Genomic DNA, 15,612 nt, shown 5'->3' with positions numbered 1-15,612 from the left:
TCTGCTGAGCGAAACACCGTTCGTTTGAAGCGAACGGACTGAGTTGGGGAGGCCCAGTGCACGACGGACCGCTGACCGGACTCCGCGTCATCGACGCCTCGACGATCCTGGCCGGCCCTCTGTGCTGCCAGATCCTCGGCGACTTCGGTGCCGACGTCATCAAGGTCGAACACCCCGTGGCCGGCGACAGCATGCGCGGGCACGGCCACGCCAAGGACGGCGTACCGCTGTGGTGGAAGGAGATCTCCCGCAACAAGCGCACACTCGGCCTCAAGCTGTCCGCGCCCGAGGGCGCCGACCTGCTGCTGCGCCTGGCCGCCACCGCCGACGTGCTGGTGGAGAACTTCCGCCCCGGCACCCTGGAACGGTGGGGGATCGGCCCCGAGAAGCTGCACGAGGTCAACCCCGGCCTGGTCATCGTGCGCATCTCCGGCTTCGGCCAGCAGGGCCCGTACGCCAGCCGGCCCGGCTTCGGCACCCTCGCCGAGGCGATGAGCGGCTTCGCCCACCTCACCGGCGACGAGAACGGCCCGCCCACGCTTCCCGCGTTCGGCCTGGCCGACAGCATCTGCGGCATCGCCGCGTCGTCGGCCACGATGGCCGCGCTGTTCGCCCGCGACCGCAACGGCGGCAAGGGCCAGATCGTCGACATGAGCCTGCTGGAGCCGATCATGACGGCGGTCGGCCCCGGCCCCACCGTCTACGACCAGCTCGGCATCGTCGAGCACCGGCACGGCAACCGGTCCACGAACAACTCCCCCCGCAACACCTACCGCACCAAGGACGGCGACTGGGTCGCCGTGTCCACGAGCGCGCAGTCCATCGCCGAGCGGGTCCTGCGCCTCGTCGGTCACCCCGAGGTCATCGACGAGCCGTGGTTCGCCTCCGGCCGGCAACGCGCCGCGCACGCCGACCTGCTCGACGAGTACGTCGGCGGGTGGATCGCCGAGCGCACCCGCGACGAGGTCATGCGCGCCTTCGAAGAGGCCGGCGCCGCCGTCGCCGCCGTCTACACCGCCCGCGACATCGTGGCCGACGAACACGTCCAGGCCACCAAGATGGTCGTCAAGGTGCCCGACCCCGACCTCGGCGAGGTCCTCATGCACAACGTGCTGTGGCGCATGTCCGACACACCGGGCCGGATCCGCTTCACCGGCCGACCCCTCGGCGCCGACACCGACGACCTCCTCGTCAACGAACTCGGCTGCACTCCCGACGCCGTCGCGGAGCTGCGCTCACGGGAGATCGTGGCCTGACGGTCGCCACCACCGATTTAAGGATTGTCGTGACCACAACGAACATCACCACCGACTCCGGCACGGCCGCGCTCCTGGCCGCCGTCGAGGCGGGAGTCCGGGTGTACGACCTGGGCCGCCGCCTCACCATCGGCATGCCCCAGTCGCCGAACCATCCGCCGTTCTGGCACGCCCTGCCCCGCCGGCACGGCGACGCGGTACGCCCCGACGGCGGCTCCGCCGCCAACGACATCATCACCATGGGCACCCACGTCGGCACCCACATCGACGCGTTCTCCCACGTCTCGCAGGACGGTCGGCTGCTCGACGGCTCCGACGCCGCCGACGCCGGCCGCGGCGGCCGCTACCCCGACCTGGGCGCGCACACCATCGCCCCGATGGTGCGCCGCGGCGTGCTGCTCGACGTCCCCGCAGCCCTGGGCCTGTCCGACGGCTGCGAGCCCGGATACGAGATCACCCCCGCCGACCTGTCGACGGCCGCCGACCGGCAGGGCACCCCGCTGCGCCCCGGCGACGTGGCGCTGGTCCGCAGCGGCTGGGGCAGGCTGTTCGACCACGAGGACCGCACCCGCTACATCGGGCACACCACAGGCGTACCAGGAGTCGGCGCAGCCGGCGCCACCTGGCTGGCCGGCCAGGGCGTCCACGCCGTGGGGGCCGACACGATCGCCTTCGAGTGCCTGCCACCGGGCGCCGGGCACAGCGTCCTGCCCGCCCACCGCGTGCTGCTCGTCGAACGCGGCGTCTACATCATCGAGACGATGGCGCTGGAGGAGCTGGCCGCCGACAACGTCCACGAGTTCCTCTTCGTCCTGTCGCCGCTGGCCATCTTCGGCGCCACCGGCTCACCCGTGCGCCCCCTGGCCGTGGTCGCCCATGTCTGAGCAGACCCTGGCCCGGCAGCTGGCCGCGTTCGCCGCCCGCACCGGCGACGAGCCCCTGCCCGAACGCGTCGCCGCAAGCGTGCGCCAACGGGTCCTGGACATCCTCGGCCTGTGCGTGGGCGCGCACCGGCTGCCCACCAGCCGCGCCGCCCTGGAGTTCGTCGCCGACCAGGGCGGACGCCCCCAGGCTCACGTCGTGGGGCTACCCGACGCGGTGCCCGCGGCGCAGGCCGCGTTCGGCAACGGCGTCCTGGCGCACTCGCTGGACTACGACGACACCCACCTGCCCTCGGTGCTGCACCCCAGCGCCGCCGTCGTCCCGGCGGCCCTGGCCGCCGCCCAGGCCGCCGGCGCCAACGGCGCCGCCCTCACCAACGCCGTGGCCGTCGGCATCGAGACGACGGTACGACTGGGAATGGCCGGCTACGACCCGTCCCTGAAGAACTCGGTGTTCTTCGAGCACGGCCAGCACGCCACCTCCATCTGCGGCGCGATGGGCGGCGCCGTGGCCGCCGGCATGCTCCTGGGCCTGGACGAGGACGGCCTGTTGGACGTCCTCGGTGTCACCGCCTCCATGGCCTCCGGGGTGATCGAGGCCAACCGGACCGGCGGCACTGTCAAGCGGCTGCACTGCGGCTGGGCCGCCCACAGCGCCGTCACCGCCGCCGACCTGGTCCGACGCGGCTTCACCGGGCCACCCACAGTCCTGGAGGGCCGCTTCGGCTTCTTCACCGCCTTCCTGCGCGGCGAAGCCGACCACGACCAGATCACCGACGGCCTCGGCGAGCGGTGGGCGGTGCCGGACATCTTCTTCAAGCCGTACCCCGCCAACCACTTCACCCACGCGGCCATCGACGCCGGCCTGGCCCTGCGCGCCGCGGGCGTGCCCGTGGACCGGATCACCCACATCGAACTGCGGGTACCCGCAGCGGTGATCCGCACCATCGGCGAACCGATCACCACCAAACGCGCACCGGACACCGGCTACCAGGCGCAGTTCAGCGGCCCGTACGCCGTCGTCGCCGGCCTGCTCGGCGGCGGGGGACTGGGCCTGGGCCTGGGCGACTTCACCGACGACCTGGCCCGTGACCCGCAGCGTCGGGCGCTGATGGCCCGCGTCGACGTCGTCCCCGACGACGAGTGCAACACGATCTTCCCGCACCAGTTCCCGGCCGTCGTGACGGTACGCACCGACGACGGGCAGACCTGGCGCGAGGAGGTGCTGACCAACCGCGGTGGCCCGCAACGGCCCCTGTCCGACGCGGAACTGGCGTTGAAGTTCCGGGACAACGTCGCCGGACGCGTCGACTCCGACACCGCCGACCAGGTCGTGGCCGCGGTGCTCGGCCTCGCCGACGTCACCGACGTCACCGACGTGCTGCGCCCACTGACCCGACTACAGGCCGACTGACGCCGGCACCGACTCGCTGTCCGCCAACCCAGGAGCACACACCGTGGAACCTTTCGACCTCGTAGTGAAGAACGTCAGAGTCGTGCGGCACGACCAGCCCGAACCGGCGGCGCTGGACATCGCCGTCCGCGACGGCCGCGTGGCCCGCCTCGCGCAGGCGATCGACCCCACCGGCGCGAAGGCAGTCGTCGACGGCGGCGGCAAGCTCGCCTTCCCCGGCGTCGTCGACGCCCACCAGCACTGGGGCATCTACCACCCGCTGGCCGAGGACACCGCCACGGAGAGCCGCGCCTGCGCGCAGGGCGGCGTCACGTCCGCCATCAACTACATCCGCACCGGGCAGTACTACCTCAACCGCGGCGGACCGTACCGCGAGTTCTTCCCCGAGGTGCGCAGCGCCACCGACCACAGGTCCTACGTCGACTACGCGTTCCACGTCGCGCCCATGACCAGTGAGCACATCGACGAGATCCCCGAGCTGATCCGCGACCACGGCGTCACCTCGTTCAAGGTGTTCATGTTCTACGGCGGCCACGGCCTGCACGGCCGCTCCACCGACCAGAGCTCCTTCCTCATGATCCCGCCGGACGCCCGCTACGACTACGCGCACTTCGAGTTCGTCATGCGCGGCGTGCAGGCCGCCCGCGAGCAGTTCCCCGACCTGGCCGACGAGATCTCGCTGTCGCTGCACTGCGAGACCGCCGAGATCATGCGGGCGTACACCCGCCTGGTCGAGGAGGAGGGCGCCCTCACCGGGCTTGCCGCCTACAGCGCCTCCCGGCCGCCACACTCCGAGGGCCTCGCGATCAGCATCGCCTCCTACCTCGCCCACGAGACCGGCCTGCCCACCATCAACCTGCTGCACCTGACCTCGGCGAAGGCCGTCGACGCGGCGCTGCGCATGGCGAAGGCGTTCCCGCACGTCGACTTCCGCCGTGAGGTGACGATCGGCCACCTGCTCGCCGACATCGACACCGCCCACGGCCTCGGCGGCAAGGTCAACCCGCCGCTGCGTCCCCGCGAGGACGTCGAGGCGCTGTGGGGCTACCTGCTCGACGGGCACCTCGACTGGGTCGTCAGCGACCACGCCTGCTGCCGCGCCGAGACCAAGTTCGGCGAGCCGGCCGACGACATCTTCGTCGCCAAGTCGGGCTTCGGCGGCGCCGAGTACCTGCTGCCCGGCCTGGTCAGCGAGGGCTCCAAGCGCGGCCTGTCCTACGCCCGCGTCGCCGAGCTGACCTCGTGGGCGCCGGCACGCCGCTACGGCCTTGCCACAAAGGGCGCCATCGCCGAAGGGCTGGACGCCGACTTCTGCCTGCTGGATGAGAACCACACCTGGACGGTCCGGGCCGACGACTCACTGTCGACGCAGGAGTACACGCCGTTCGAGGGGATGGAACTGACCGCTCGCGTCACCGACACGTTCCTGCGCGGCGAGCAGATCCTGCGCGACGGCGCCCTGGTCGGGCAGCCGCGCGGCCGGTACCTGGCCCGCCCCACGCGCCCGTGACGGCTATCGGGGCACCCCTGCCCACCGCCCGCAGCTACCTGTACGTGCCGGGGGACCAGCCGGACAAGATGGCCCGGGCGGCGGCCCGGGGCGCCGACGCCTGCATCCTCGACCTGGAGGACGCTGTCGCACCGGCGAGCAAGGCCACCGCCAGGGCCAGCGTCGGCGCGTTCCTCGCCGACGCCGACGCCACGGTGCAGTGGTGGGTACGCCTCAACGCGGACACACCGGCCGCCGACATCGCCGCGGTGGTCGGCCCGCACCTGACCGGTGTGGTCGTGCCGAAGGCCGACGTCGACCTGCTGGCCGAGGTGCACCGGCTGCTCGGCGACGCCGAACGCGACAGTGGCGTCCCGCACGGGTCGACAGCCGTGTTCGCGCTGCTGGAAACGGCGAGCGGCGTGCTACGCGCCGAGGCCGTGGCCGCCGCCCCCCGCGTCGAGCGTCTCGGCCTGGGCGAGGCGGACCTCGCGGCGGAGCTGCGCCTGCAACCCGGTCCGGACCGGGAGGAGCTGTGGCCGCACCGCTCGCGCATCGTCCTGGCCTGCGCGGCGGTCGGTATCGCCCCGCCGGTCGGTCCGACCGAGACGGCCCTGCGTGACCCGGAGCGGCTCGAGGCGACAAGCCGCCTGCTGCTGCGTCAGGGTTACCGCGGACGCACGGCGATCCACCCCGCGCAGGTGCCCATCGTGAACGCGGTGTTCTCGCCGACGACGGCCGAGATCGACGCGGCCCGCGACATCGTCGACCGGCTGGCCCACGTCGCACGTAGCGGCTCCGGAGTGGCGGTCACCGCCGACGGCCGGCTGATCGACGCCGCGGTCGCCCGCAGCGCCCAGGAGGTGCTGGACCGGGACGCGGCGGGCCGATAGCCCGCCGCGGTGACCCGCCCGGCCCGTCAACGACGACGGGTCGGGCGGGGAACCACCTGGACAGCCCCTTGCTCCCGAAACATCATCATGTTTAGCATGTTAAAACTGGTGATGAAGGGAGCACCCGCATGACCACCGCGCCCACACAGCGCTACACCTGCTCGGTGTTCACCTGCGACGTGACCCTCGCCAGCCACGGCACACCCGCCACACCGTTCGCCGAGGTCCAGCGACGACTCCATGCCCTCGACAGGCGCTACTCACGATTCCGCCCCGACAGCGAACTGTCGCACCTGAACGCCGCCGCCGGCCGCTGGCACCCCGTCTCCGCAGACCTGCACGCCATGCTCCGCCACGCCCTGGCCGTCGCCGCCGCCAGCGCCAACCTGGTGAACGCCGCGATGCTGCCCCGGCTCCTCGCCGCCGGCTACGTCCACTCCTGGACCACCGGCACACCACCGACCGCGCCACCCACGACACCCACCCCCGTGCCACCCCTGGCCGAGGTGCTCGAACTACGCCCCAGCACCGCCCGCCTGGCACCCGGATACGGCATCGACGTCGGCGCGCTCGCCAAGGGCCGGTGGGCCGACGACATCGTCACCTGGCTCGGCCCCAACTCCGCCGCCAGCGTCGGGGGAGACGTCACCTGCCGCGGCCCCGGCCCCGACGGCGACGGCTGGCCCGTCAACCTGCCCAACGGCCACGTCCTGCGAGTCCGCGACGGCGGCGTCGCCACAAGCGGCATCGGCAAACGCCGCTGGGGCACCAACGACCACCACCTCATCGACCCACGCACCGGCCGACCCGCCACCTCCGACATCACCCAGAGCACAGTCCTGGCCCGCACCGGCGCCAGCGCCGACTGGGTCGCCTCAGCCGTCGTGATCGGCGGCAGCCCCACAGCCGCACACCTCACCACCCGCACCGACGTCCACCACCTGTGGCTGACCCGCACCGACGACCCCACCGACAGGGGAGCGGCACCATGAACCCCACAAGCCCTGACCGCCTCGTGGAACCCGCACGGTTCCGGGCCGCCTTCCGCCGCGTACCCGCGCCCGTGGCGATCCTCCTCATACCCGGCGGACCCGGCGGCATCACCGGCGTCACCTGCACCTCGGCCACATCCCTGTCCGGCGAACCACCAATGGCCATGGTCGCCGTCGACACCAAAACCGGCGTCGCCCCGCTGGCCGAACAGGCCGGCCGATTCAGCATCAACTACCTCGCCGCCGACCGCGCCGCCTGGGCACGAGCCTTCGCCAGCCGAGGCCGCGACCTCGACGACCTCGCCGCCGCCATCGTCACCGGCCGCACACCGGTGCCCACCCTCGCCACCGGCACCACAGCCGTCCTCGAATGCCGCACCACCGCCATCCACCAGGGCGGAGACCACTGGATCCTCTGCGGCGAGGTGCTACACGCCCGCGCCCAGACCGACGCCGAACCCCTGCTGCACCACAACGGCCGCTACGGCACCTTCCACCCCGACAGCCCTTGACCGCAGCCCACCCACCGCGAGGCAGAACCATGACCCAACCACGGACCCACACCATCAACGCCGGCGGCTTCACCACCCGCTACTGGGAATCCACACCGCCCGGACAACCCGAAGGCACAGTCGTCCTCGTCCACGACGGAGCATTCGGCGGCGACGCCATCGGCAGCTGGTCCCGGGTCATGCCGCTGCTCGCCCAGCACTACCGGGTCCTCGCACCCGACCTGCTCGGCTACGGCGACACCGACAAGGTCGTCTACCTCGACCGCTCGCCGTACTCATTCCGCACCGCCCACCTCGCCGCGTTCTGCGCCGCCCTCGACGTCGACGCCGCCCACTTCGCCGGCCAATCCTTCGGCGGATCCCTCCTCCTGCGCGCACTCGCCACACCCACACCAGCGCTGCCCGCCCTGTCCGCCGTGAGCATCTGCGGCACCGGCGGCCCCTGGCGCTCCACAAAGGGCACCACCGAACTCGGCCGCTTCGACGGCACCGAAGAAGACGCACGCCGCCTCGTCGCCCTCATGGCCGACGAATACCCAGGCTTCGACGACACCGTCCAGGTGCGCTACGCCAACACCCGCAAACCCGGCCACGTCCAGGCCTGCATGGCCCCCCGCCTGCAACACCCCACCCTGCCCAAACCCGGCCCCGACAACTGGCCGACCCCCCTGCGCGACACCACAGTCCCCATCCTCGTGGTCGAGGCCACCCGCGACGACCTGCTCGAACCCGACTGGGGCCGCCACCTGGAAAACCTCACCCCCCACGTGTACGTGCACCGCATGGACGCCCGCCACGCACCCAACCTCGACCAACCCGAGGCCGTCGCCACCCTCCTGCACACCTTCTTCAACCGGGGGAGGACCACACAATGAGCACCCTGCTGTTCCTCCACGACGCCGACGTCCTCCCCGGAAGAATCGGCGCGCTCGGCCTGCTCGCCGACGACCTGCACGTCGTCGTACCCCGACACCCCGGCTTCGGCACACCACTCGACGACACCGCACAGGACTGGGACAGCGTCGCCGACCTCGCCCAGCACTACCTGTCCGACCCCGTCACCGACCCTCCACACGGCCCCCTGCACCTGGCCGGCGCAGGCTTCGGCGGCTGGATCGCCCTGGAGATGGCAGTACGCGCACCACACCTGTTCACCACCCTCACCCTCGTCAGCCCGTACGGGGTGAAACTGTCTGGACCCACCGAACCCGACTTCGCCGACATCCTCCTGCTCGACCCGACCGAGATCGTCGAACTCGGCTGGGCCGAACCCACCGCCTGCCACGACCTGCGCATGCCCGGCTACCCACCCGGCCTCACCGACGACGACTACGAACGGGCCTTCGCCGACCGCGCCGCCCTGTCCCGGTACGCCTGGAAACCCTTCCTGCACGACCCACGCCTACGCCGATGGCTGCACCTGGCAACCATGCCCACCCTCGTCATCGCCGGCACCCACGACCGGCTCGTACCCCCACGCCACAGCGCCGCACTGGCCGACCTGCTGCCCTCGGCCCGCTTCGTCGAGCTGCCGCACGCCGGGCACTACCCGTACCTGGAACGCCCCCACGCATTCCACCGGCTGGTCCGGTCCTTCCTGATCGGAGAGGCCCAGTGAAGCTCTACCACTTCACCGAAATGCCCTACCCGTACATCGCACCCGAGGCCGAAGAGGCAAACCGCGGCCTCAAATACTTCATGCCCAACCGCTACTACGACCCGGTCCTCGGCCACGAGCTCTACCAGCGCTACCTCGACGAGTACGAACTCGCCGACGAACTCGGCTTCGACCTCATGGTCAACGAACACCACCAGTCCGCGTCGACCCTGCAGGTCTCGGCCACCCTCAGCGCCGCCTCCGTCCTGCACCGCACCCGACGCGGCCGGGTCCTCGTGCTCGGCACCCCACTGCCACACCGCGAAAGCCCCATCCGCGTCGCCGAGGAGATCGCCTACCTCGACTCGGTCAGCGGCGGCCGCATCGACTGCGGCTTCGTCCGCGGCGTCCAGGGCGAGACGTTCCCGTCCAACCAGAACCCCGTGCACAACCTCGACATGTTCATCGAAGCCCACGACCTGATCAAAAAGGCGTGGACCAGCGGCGACGTCTTCTCCTGGGAGGGCCGCCACTACCACTACCGGTACGTCAGCGTGTGGCCCCGCCCGTACCAGCAGCCACACCCACCGATTTGGATCAGCGGCACCTCCACCCGACTCGTCGAATGGACAGCCCGCCACGGCTACACACTGTGCAACCTGCTCGGCACCTACGACGACACCGCCACCTCGTTCCGGCTCTACCGCCGAACCGCCGTCGCCGCGGGCCAACCCGAACCCGGCCCGGACCGCTTCGCCTACATGGCCCTGTGCCACGTCGCACCGACCGAAGCCAAGGCCCGCGAGATCGGCCGCAAACTCATGTACTACCTCAAGCCCGGCAAACTCCGGCTCGGCGCCGCCAGCCCACCCGGCTACTTTCCACCGGCCGCCGCCGTCGCCGCCCTCCAGGGCCGCCTCGGCGCCGTCCGCCGCATGAGCTACGAAGACCTCATCGACGCCGGCATCCTCCTCGTCGGCACCCCCGACCAGGTCACCGCGCAGATCCACCGCCTCTACGAGCAGACCGGCGCCGGGCACCTCATCCTCATGAACCACGCCGGCGACATGACGAGCAACGAGGTACGCGACCACCTCACCCTGTTCGCCAAGGACGTCATGCCCGCCGTCACCGCCCTCGGCGCCGACTGGCACGACCAGGACACCACCTGGCGCGTCGACAAGGACACCACGCCCGTGCAGGCGGTCCTCTCCAGCGCCCTGTCCTGACCGGAGGTCACCACCAGCCGATCACCTCGTCGTGCAGACCCGCGTAATCACGTTCGAGGTGATCGGCAAGGGCGACCATGTGCGCCCGCATCAACGTCTCCGCCCGCGCCGCGTCCCCATCGGCGATCGCCGCCGCGACCGCCTGGTGCTCCCGCCGCACGTCCTCCCACCGCTCCGGACGACGCTCGGCCGCCACCACCCGCTCGGTGTAGATCTCCTTCAACGCCCTACCGAACAGATCCAGCACCCCGTTGCCCGACAGTCCCGCCACCACACCGTGGAAACGCTGCATGACCGCCAGATAGCTGGCCTCGTCACGCTCCTCCAACGTGGCGTGCTCCCGCATCGACTCGGCCAACTCCCGCAGGTGCGCCTCATCACGCCGCTCGGCCGCCAACCGGGCCATCAACGGCTCCATGATCACGCGCGCCTCGACCAGCTCACCGAACCGGGTCCGACCCATCTGCATGAACAACGCCATCGTCCGACCGAACGTGTGCGGATCGACAGCCCCCACGATCGGCCCACCACCCCGACCCGGCCGAACACGCACCAGACCGTTGATCTCCAGGATCCGCAGCGCCTCCCGCAGCGTCCCGCGACTGACCCCGTACGCCTGCAACATCTGCGCCTCGGTGGGCAGCCCCGCCCCGGCCGACAACCCCTGCTCGACGATGTCCTCAAGGATCTGCCGGGCCACCAGCTCACCCATCTTCGCCGCGCGCTGGCGGAACCGGGGGAGCGGCTGGGCCTCAGACATGACCCGATCCTACGGGCCCCCGATCTTGCCCTCGTGGCTCCTTCACCGCGAACCCGGCGGAGGAGCGGCACCGGCCCCGCCCGCCGGGCACACCATCAGGCGCACGGCCGAACGTCCCGCCGCCGCACAACTGCCGGCACGGGGGTGGGCCGTCACTCGCGCGCGTCGATCGGCTGCGCCCGCATGGCCACCCCCGTCGAGGTCATGATGGCGGCCCAGCCGAGCAGCGCGGCGACCGCCACGATCCCCGAATAGATCAGTGGCGGGACAGGCCGGTCCGCCGGGCGACATCCCCGATCGGGTACAGCTCATCGCTGTCCACGACGCCCACCATGCGACCTCAAGCGGCTTGAGGCACAAGCACCCGGTCCAGCATGTCCTCGTACCGCGCATTTTCGAAGTGGGTACGCCGCCGTCGGCCGGATTAAAGTGAGCACCTTCGATGCGATGGCCTCTGGTCGACGTGCTGCTGGAGGTGTGCGTGTACCGTCCGACTCTGGATCCTCTCGCCGACTCACTGGCGTTGAGTGCCCTCGTCGCCGGGCTGCCGATCATCACGCTGTTCCTGCTGCTCGGCGTCGTACGGGTACGGGCGTGGCTGGCTGCGCTCGGCGCGCTTTCCGTCGCACTACTGGTGTCCATCGTGGTCTACGCGATGCCGACCGGTCAGGCGCTGCTCACCGCGAGTCAAGGTGCCACGTTCGCGCTGTTCCCGCTCGTGTGGACGTTCGGCACCGCCATCTGGATCTACCGGATGACCGTGACGACTGGGCACTTCGACGTGCTTCGGCGCTCGTTTGCCCGGGTCAGCGACGACCGGCAGGTGCAGGCCCTGGTGATCGCGTTCTGCTTCGGCTCACTGCTCGAAGGGCTGGCCGGGCAGGGCACTCCGGTCGCGATCACCACGGTGATGCTGTTGGCGCTGGGCTTCGGTCCGATGAAGGCGGCCACGGTGGCGCTGGTGGCCAACACCGTGCCGGCCGCATTCGGGCCGCTCGGCCTGCCGATCACCACGCTGGCCCGGGTCACCGACCTGCCGACGGGCGACCTGGGCGCGATGGCCGGGCGTCAGGTACCGGTGATCGCGGTGTTCATTCCGCTGCTGCTGGTGGGCATGGTCGGCGGTCGCCGAGGGCTGCGCGGAACCTGGCACGTGGCAGTCGCCTGCGGCGGGTCGTTCGCGCTGGCACAGTTCCTCACGTCGAACTACCTCTCGGTTGCCCTCGCCGACATCGTCGCGGGGCTGGTCAGCGCCGTGGTCGTGGCCGTGACCGCGCGGGCGTGGCCGCCCCGGCGCCACGAGGACCAGGTGACCGGTGGCGCGTCCGACGCCCCGCCGCAGGAAGGACCGGCAGGGCCCCGGCCGACTGCCGAATCGGGCGGGCCGGTTGGGTCGGTGAGCCAGCCGGATCGTGCGGTGGCCCTCGCCAGCCGCCCGGCGGTGGCGCCGAACCAGCCGGACGCCCCGGTGGAGGTCTGGCGGGCGTACGCCCCGTACCTGGTGATCGTGGCGATCTTCGGCCTGTCCCAGGTGCCCGCGATCGCGGACGCGCTCAACGCGGTCACCGTGACCTTCGACTGGCCGGGGCTGCATCTGCTGACCGTGGCCGGCACACCGTCGTCGCTGCCGGTCTTCCGCTTCAACTGGCTCTCCTCGACCGGCACGCTGCTGGTGCTGGCTGGCCTGGTCACGATGGCGATCCTGCGCGTCACCCCGCGCGCCGCACTCGTCGCGTACGGGCAGACGTTGGCGTCGCTGCGCTGGGCGATCCTCACCGTCTGCGGGCTGCTGGCGCTGGCGTTCGTGATGAACGGCAGCGGGCAGACCGCGACGCTGGGCACCTGGATGGCCGGTGCCGGCGGGCTGTTCGCGCTGCTCTCGCCGGTGCTTGGCTGGTTGGGTGTGGCGCTCACCGGCTCGGACACGTCGTCCAACTCGCTGTTCGGCGCACTCCAGGTCACCGCCGCGCAGCGCGCCGGCCTGGACCCGGTGCTGCTCGCCGCGGCCAACGCGTCCGGCGGCGTAGTCGGGAAGATGATCTCGTTGCAGAACCTGACGATCGCGGCGAGCGCGGTGGGACTGAGTGGCCGGGAGGGCGACCTGTTCCGCCGCATGTTCGGCTGGAGCGTGGTTCTGATCTCCGCGATGGCGTTGCTGGTCGGCCTACAGGCGACCCCGGTGTTGAGCTGGATGGTGCCCTAGCGGCCTCCTGACCACTTGTGCGAGGGGAGCGCTTCCGGCCGACCGCCGGTTGCGCTCCCTCGTGGGTACGGCTTGGTGATGAGTTTTCGCGCCCGCACCCGTCACACCCACGGCGGGACACGACGAGTCGGACGGATGACGTGATGAGTGCGGACAGTGGCTGGAGGCTCCACGGTCTCGGCCAGCGGGGGACAGAGACGAACGCCGAGCGGTACAGCGGCGGCAGGCAGCCTCGATTCGATAATGTACATTATGTAAAGTAGCGTGATTTCGCGGTCCCCTCAGTGCGCCGGAGGGAGGCCCACTCGCGGCTCAGGTCCTCGTCGGGCTGGACGAGCCGCGCCTAACCAACGGGTTTGCCGTAGACCCGCGAGCAGCGCGGCGCGGCCACCAACGTCGGTCCAGGTGTCGTCCCGGAGGGCGGAGACGAGCCAGGAGCGATCCGCCGGAAGAACAGGGTCGACGCACCGTCTCCGCTGACAGCGCCCGGCACCGCCCACGGAGCCCGACCGCCCGCCACGGATACCCCTCGCCGCAGATCCACTCCGTCGGGCCGTACGGCTCCTCATACACCGTCGGCATGCCGGGTCGACCACAGTCGGGACATGCGGCGACGGGCGCACGTCACGTGGCCTGCCTGCTCGCCACTCCCCTTCCTCCGCCCTTCCGGGCAACGCGAAAATCATGCATAATATCCCTTATGCATGACAAAAAGGACGAATCGCTCATGGTTCTGATCGAGGAGTTCCTGACCGCCCGCGCCACCCGCAAGCCCTCCCCCCACACCCTGGCGGCGTACCGGCGGGACCTGCTCGCGGTGGCTGCCCTGGTCGCCGAGGACGTCACCACTCCCCTCCCCCTCGACGCGTTGTCGATCACCGACCTCTCCCCCCGGGTGATGCGGGCGGCCTTCGCACGGTTCGCCGCTCCCCGGGCCGCCGCGTCGGTGCACCGGGCCTGGTCCACCTGGAACAACTTCTTCACGTTCCTGGTCGCCGACGGTGTCGTGGCGGGCAATCCGATGCCGGCGGTCGGGCGTCCCCGCGCGCTACTCCCCCAGCCCAAGCCGTTGCGCGGCGCGGACACCCCCGAGGTGCTGCTGGCCGCCGCAGCCCGCGACGAGGGCCGGCAGCGTGACCCGTGGCCGGAGCGGGACGTCGCGGTGCTGGCGGTGGCGCTCTGCGCCGGGCTGCGCCTGTCGGAGCTGCTGGCGCTGCGTGTCGACTCGTTGACCGGCAGGTCCGGTGAGCGGCGGATCGAGGTGGCCGGCAAGGGTGGTCGACCTCGGGTGGTGCCGATCGAGGCGGATCTGGACCGGGTGCTTGTGGACTACCTGGACAGTCGGCGGCGGCGTTTCGGGTCCCGGTCGGTACGCCCCGACTCGGCCCTGCTGGTGGACCGGCGCGGTGAGCCGTTGCGCCGCGGCGGGCTGCAATACCTTGTGGAGTCGTGTTACCGGCGGGCGGGCATCGGTGACCGGGTGCCGCGGGGCGCGCGGTTGCACGCGCTGCGGCACACGTTCGCGACGCGGTTGGCCGAGGACGGGGCGAGCGCCGCGGAGATCATGCGGTTGTTGGGGCACGCGTCGTTGGCGTCGTCGCAGACGTACATCGAGGTGACTGCCGGGCAGCAGCGCGACGCGGTGCGGGCCAACCGGACGAACCGCGCGTTGGCGGCGCTCCTGCCGGCGGGCCGGGAGGAGCCGGCGGCGCGGTGATCAGTGGGCCTTGTGGTCGGAGTCGTTGGCGGTGGTGGGCAGGGTGCCGAGGACCGAGTTGATGATGTGGATGCGGGTGTTCGTGGCCCGGTAGTCGGCGCAGACGGTGTCGGCGCGGTCGGCGAGGCGCACGGTGGGGGCGGTGCCGGTGACGGTGATGGTGGTGCCGTCGAGGGTGGTGGCGGTGCCGGCCTTCAGCAGGTCGTCGATCGCGTGGGTTCCCGCGACGAGGTGTGCCTTCAGCAGGGGGCGCAGCTGGCCGGTGTGTCGGACCATGAGGTCGTCCCAGTTGTCCTCGGAGAACTTCGCGGCGAAGGCGTCGTCGGACGGCGCGAGGACGGTGAGGCCGTCCTTGGGCAGTTCGGTGAGGACGCCGCTGGCGCGCACTGCCGCCTCGAAGGTGGTGAGGGTGGGCATCCAGCGCAGCGCCTCGTCGACGGGTTGGCCGGCGAGGAATGTCGGGTTGCCGGGGTCGTCACCGGTGGGCAGGGCGGCGCAGAGCGGGCCGGTGATCTCGGCTACCGCGACCGGGCGTGGGTCGGCGGGGGTGCTGCTGCACGCGGTGAGGGCGAGCAGCAGGGCGGGCGCGAGCAGGCGGTAGCGCCGCGGTCGGGTGCCGTTCGAGGTGGCGGGTTGCGACACGGCGTACTCCATGGGTGTCGGGTTGAT

General features: G+C 71.3%; 14 protein-coding genes. 12 read left to right on the top strand and 2 right to left on the bottom strand.

Annotation, left to right across the window (positions count from 1 at the left end; translation table 11 throughout):
- The first annotated feature begins 56 nt into the window (after positions 1–56).
- From ACPXB1_RS26455 to ACPXB1_RS26410, 10 genes are all read left to right on the top strand, one after another.
- Positions 57–1,256: a CaiB/BaiF CoA transferase family protein gene (locus ACPXB1_RS26455; RefSeq protein WP_355596529.1), complete on the top strand. Its 1,200-nt coding sequence runs from the start codon at positions 57–59 to the stop codon at positions 1,254–1,256.
- A gap of 29 nt (positions 1,257–1,285) precedes the next feature.
- Positions 1,286–2,140, top strand: coding sequence for a cyclase family protein (locus ACPXB1_RS26450; protein WP_425735929.1), 855 nt, complete (start codon positions 1,286–1,288; stop codon positions 2,138–2,140).
- On the top strand, positions 2,133–3,551 hold the full coding sequence (locus ACPXB1_RS26445) for an MmgE/PrpD family protein (RefSeq protein ID WP_355596527.1): 1,419 nt from the start codon (positions 2,133–2,135) through the stop codon (positions 3,549–3,551). Before ACPXB1_RS26450 ends, ACPXB1_RS26445 begins: the two co-directional genes overlap by 8 nt.
- A gap of 43 nt (positions 3,552–3,594) precedes the next feature.
- A complete protein-coding gene (locus ACPXB1_RS26440; protein WP_425735928.1) occupies positions 3,595–5,061 on the top strand; it encodes a dihydroorotase in 1,467 nt (488 codons plus the stop codon).
- Positions 5,058–5,933, top strand: a complete 876-nt coding sequence (locus tag ACPXB1_RS26435) for an HpcH/HpaI aldolase/citrate lyase family protein (RefSeq protein ID WP_355596524.1) — start codon at positions 5,058–5,060, stop codon at positions 5,931–5,933. Before ACPXB1_RS26440 ends, ACPXB1_RS26435 begins: the two co-directional genes overlap by 4 nt.
- 128 nt (positions 5,934–6,061) lie before the next feature.
- Positions 6,062–6,925: an FAD:protein FMN transferase gene (locus ACPXB1_RS26430; protein ID WP_355596522.1), complete on the top strand. Its 864-nt coding sequence runs from the start codon at positions 6,062–6,064 to the stop codon at positions 6,923–6,925.
- Positions 6,922–7,437 (top strand): flavin reductase family protein, encoded by a 516-nt coding sequence (locus tag ACPXB1_RS26425; RefSeq protein ID WP_355596520.1) that lies wholly within the window; start codon positions 6,922–6,924, stop codon positions 7,435–7,437. Before ACPXB1_RS26430 ends, ACPXB1_RS26425 begins: the two co-directional genes overlap by 4 nt.
- Positions 7,438–7,466: 29 nt before the next feature.
- Positions 7,467–8,312, top strand: a complete 846-nt coding sequence (locus ACPXB1_RS26420) for an alpha/beta fold hydrolase (RefSeq protein WP_355596518.1) — start codon at positions 7,467–7,469, stop codon at positions 8,310–8,312.
- Positions 8,309–9,055, top strand: coding sequence for an alpha/beta fold hydrolase (locus ACPXB1_RS26415; RefSeq protein WP_355596516.1), 747 nt, complete (start codon positions 8,309–8,311; stop codon positions 9,053–9,055). The genes ACPXB1_RS26420 and ACPXB1_RS26415 overlap by 4 nt, the downstream gene beginning before the upstream one ends.
- Positions 9,052–10,263, top strand: coding sequence for an LLM class flavin-dependent oxidoreductase (locus ACPXB1_RS26410; RefSeq protein WP_355628335.1), 1,212 nt, complete (start codon positions 9,052–9,054; stop codon positions 10,261–10,263). Before ACPXB1_RS26415 ends, ACPXB1_RS26410 begins: the two co-directional genes overlap by 4 nt.
- A gap of 7 nt (positions 10,264–10,270) precedes the next feature.
- Here the strand turns inward: ACPXB1_RS26410 and ACPXB1_RS26405 are convergent, their stop codons facing one another.
- Positions 10,271–11,023: a FadR/GntR family transcriptional regulator gene (locus ACPXB1_RS26405; protein WP_355596512.1), complete on the bottom strand. Its 753-nt coding sequence runs from the start codon at positions 11,021–11,023 to the stop codon at positions 10,271–10,273.
- A 442-nt stretch (positions 11,024–11,465) separates the two neighbouring features.
- Between ACPXB1_RS26405 and ACPXB1_RS26400 the strand changes: the two genes are divergently transcribed.
- Together ACPXB1_RS26400 and ACPXB1_RS26395 are read left to right on the top strand one after the other, a co-directional pair.
- Positions 11,466–13,226: an L-lactate permease gene (locus ACPXB1_RS26400; protein WP_425735927.1), complete on the top strand. Its 1,761-nt coding sequence runs from the start codon at positions 11,466–11,468 to the stop codon at positions 13,224–13,226.
- 700 nt (positions 13,227–13,926) lie between these two features.
- Positions 13,927–14,943 (top strand): tyrosine-type recombinase/integrase, encoded by a 1,017-nt coding sequence (locus ACPXB1_RS26395; RefSeq protein ID WP_355596508.1) that lies wholly within the window; start codon positions 13,927–13,929, stop codon positions 14,941–14,943.
- On the opposite strand, the gene ACPXB1_RS26390 is transcribed toward ACPXB1_RS26395, so the two are convergent.
- Complete coding sequence (locus tag ACPXB1_RS26390; protein WP_425735926.1) at positions 14,944–15,585, bottom strand: fasciclin domain-containing protein; 642 nt, start codon at positions 15,583–15,585, stop codon at positions 14,944–14,946.
- Between the last annotated feature and the right edge of the window lie 27 nt (positions 15,586–15,612).

Source organism: Micromonospora sp. DT68, assembly GCF_049847245.1.
In the GTDB taxonomy this organism is placed as follows: domain Bacteria; phylum Actinomycetota; class Actinomycetes; order Mycobacteriales; family Micromonosporaceae; genus Micromonospora; species Micromonospora profundi.
This window is presented reverse-complemented; position numbering and strand designations above follow the sequence as displayed.

Coding starts and splice junctions, on each gene's coding strand:
- ACPXB1_RS26445 (WP_355596527.1), top strand. CDS start 2,133: ATGTCTGAGCAGACCCTGGCCCGGCAGCTGGCCGCGTTCGCCGCCCGC.
- ACPXB1_RS26430 (WP_355596522.1), top strand. CDS start 6,062: ATGACCACCGCGCCCACACAGCGCTACACCTGCTCGGTGTTCACCTGC.
- ACPXB1_RS26425 (WP_355596520.1), top strand. CDS start 6,922: ATGAACCCCACAAGCCCTGACCGCCTCGTGGAACCCGCACGGTTCCGG.
- ACPXB1_RS26420 (WP_355596518.1), top strand. CDS start 7,467: ATGACCCAACCACGGACCCACACCATCAACGCCGGCGGCTTCACCACC.
- ACPXB1_RS26415 (WP_355596516.1), top strand. CDS start 8,309: ATGAGCACCCTGCTGTTCCTCCACGACGCCGACGTCCTCCCCGGAAGA.
- ACPXB1_RS26405 (WP_355596512.1), bottom strand. CDS start 11,023: ATGTCTGAGGCCCAGCCGCTCCCCCGGTTCCGCCAGCGCGCGGCGAAG.
- ACPXB1_RS26400 (WP_425735927.1), top strand. CDS start 11,466: ATGCGATGGCCTCTGGTCGACGTGCTGCTGGAGGTGTGCGTGTACCGT.
- ACPXB1_RS26395 (WP_355596508.1), top strand. CDS start 13,927: ATGCATGACAAAAAGGACGAATCGCTCATGGTTCTGATCGAGGAGTTC.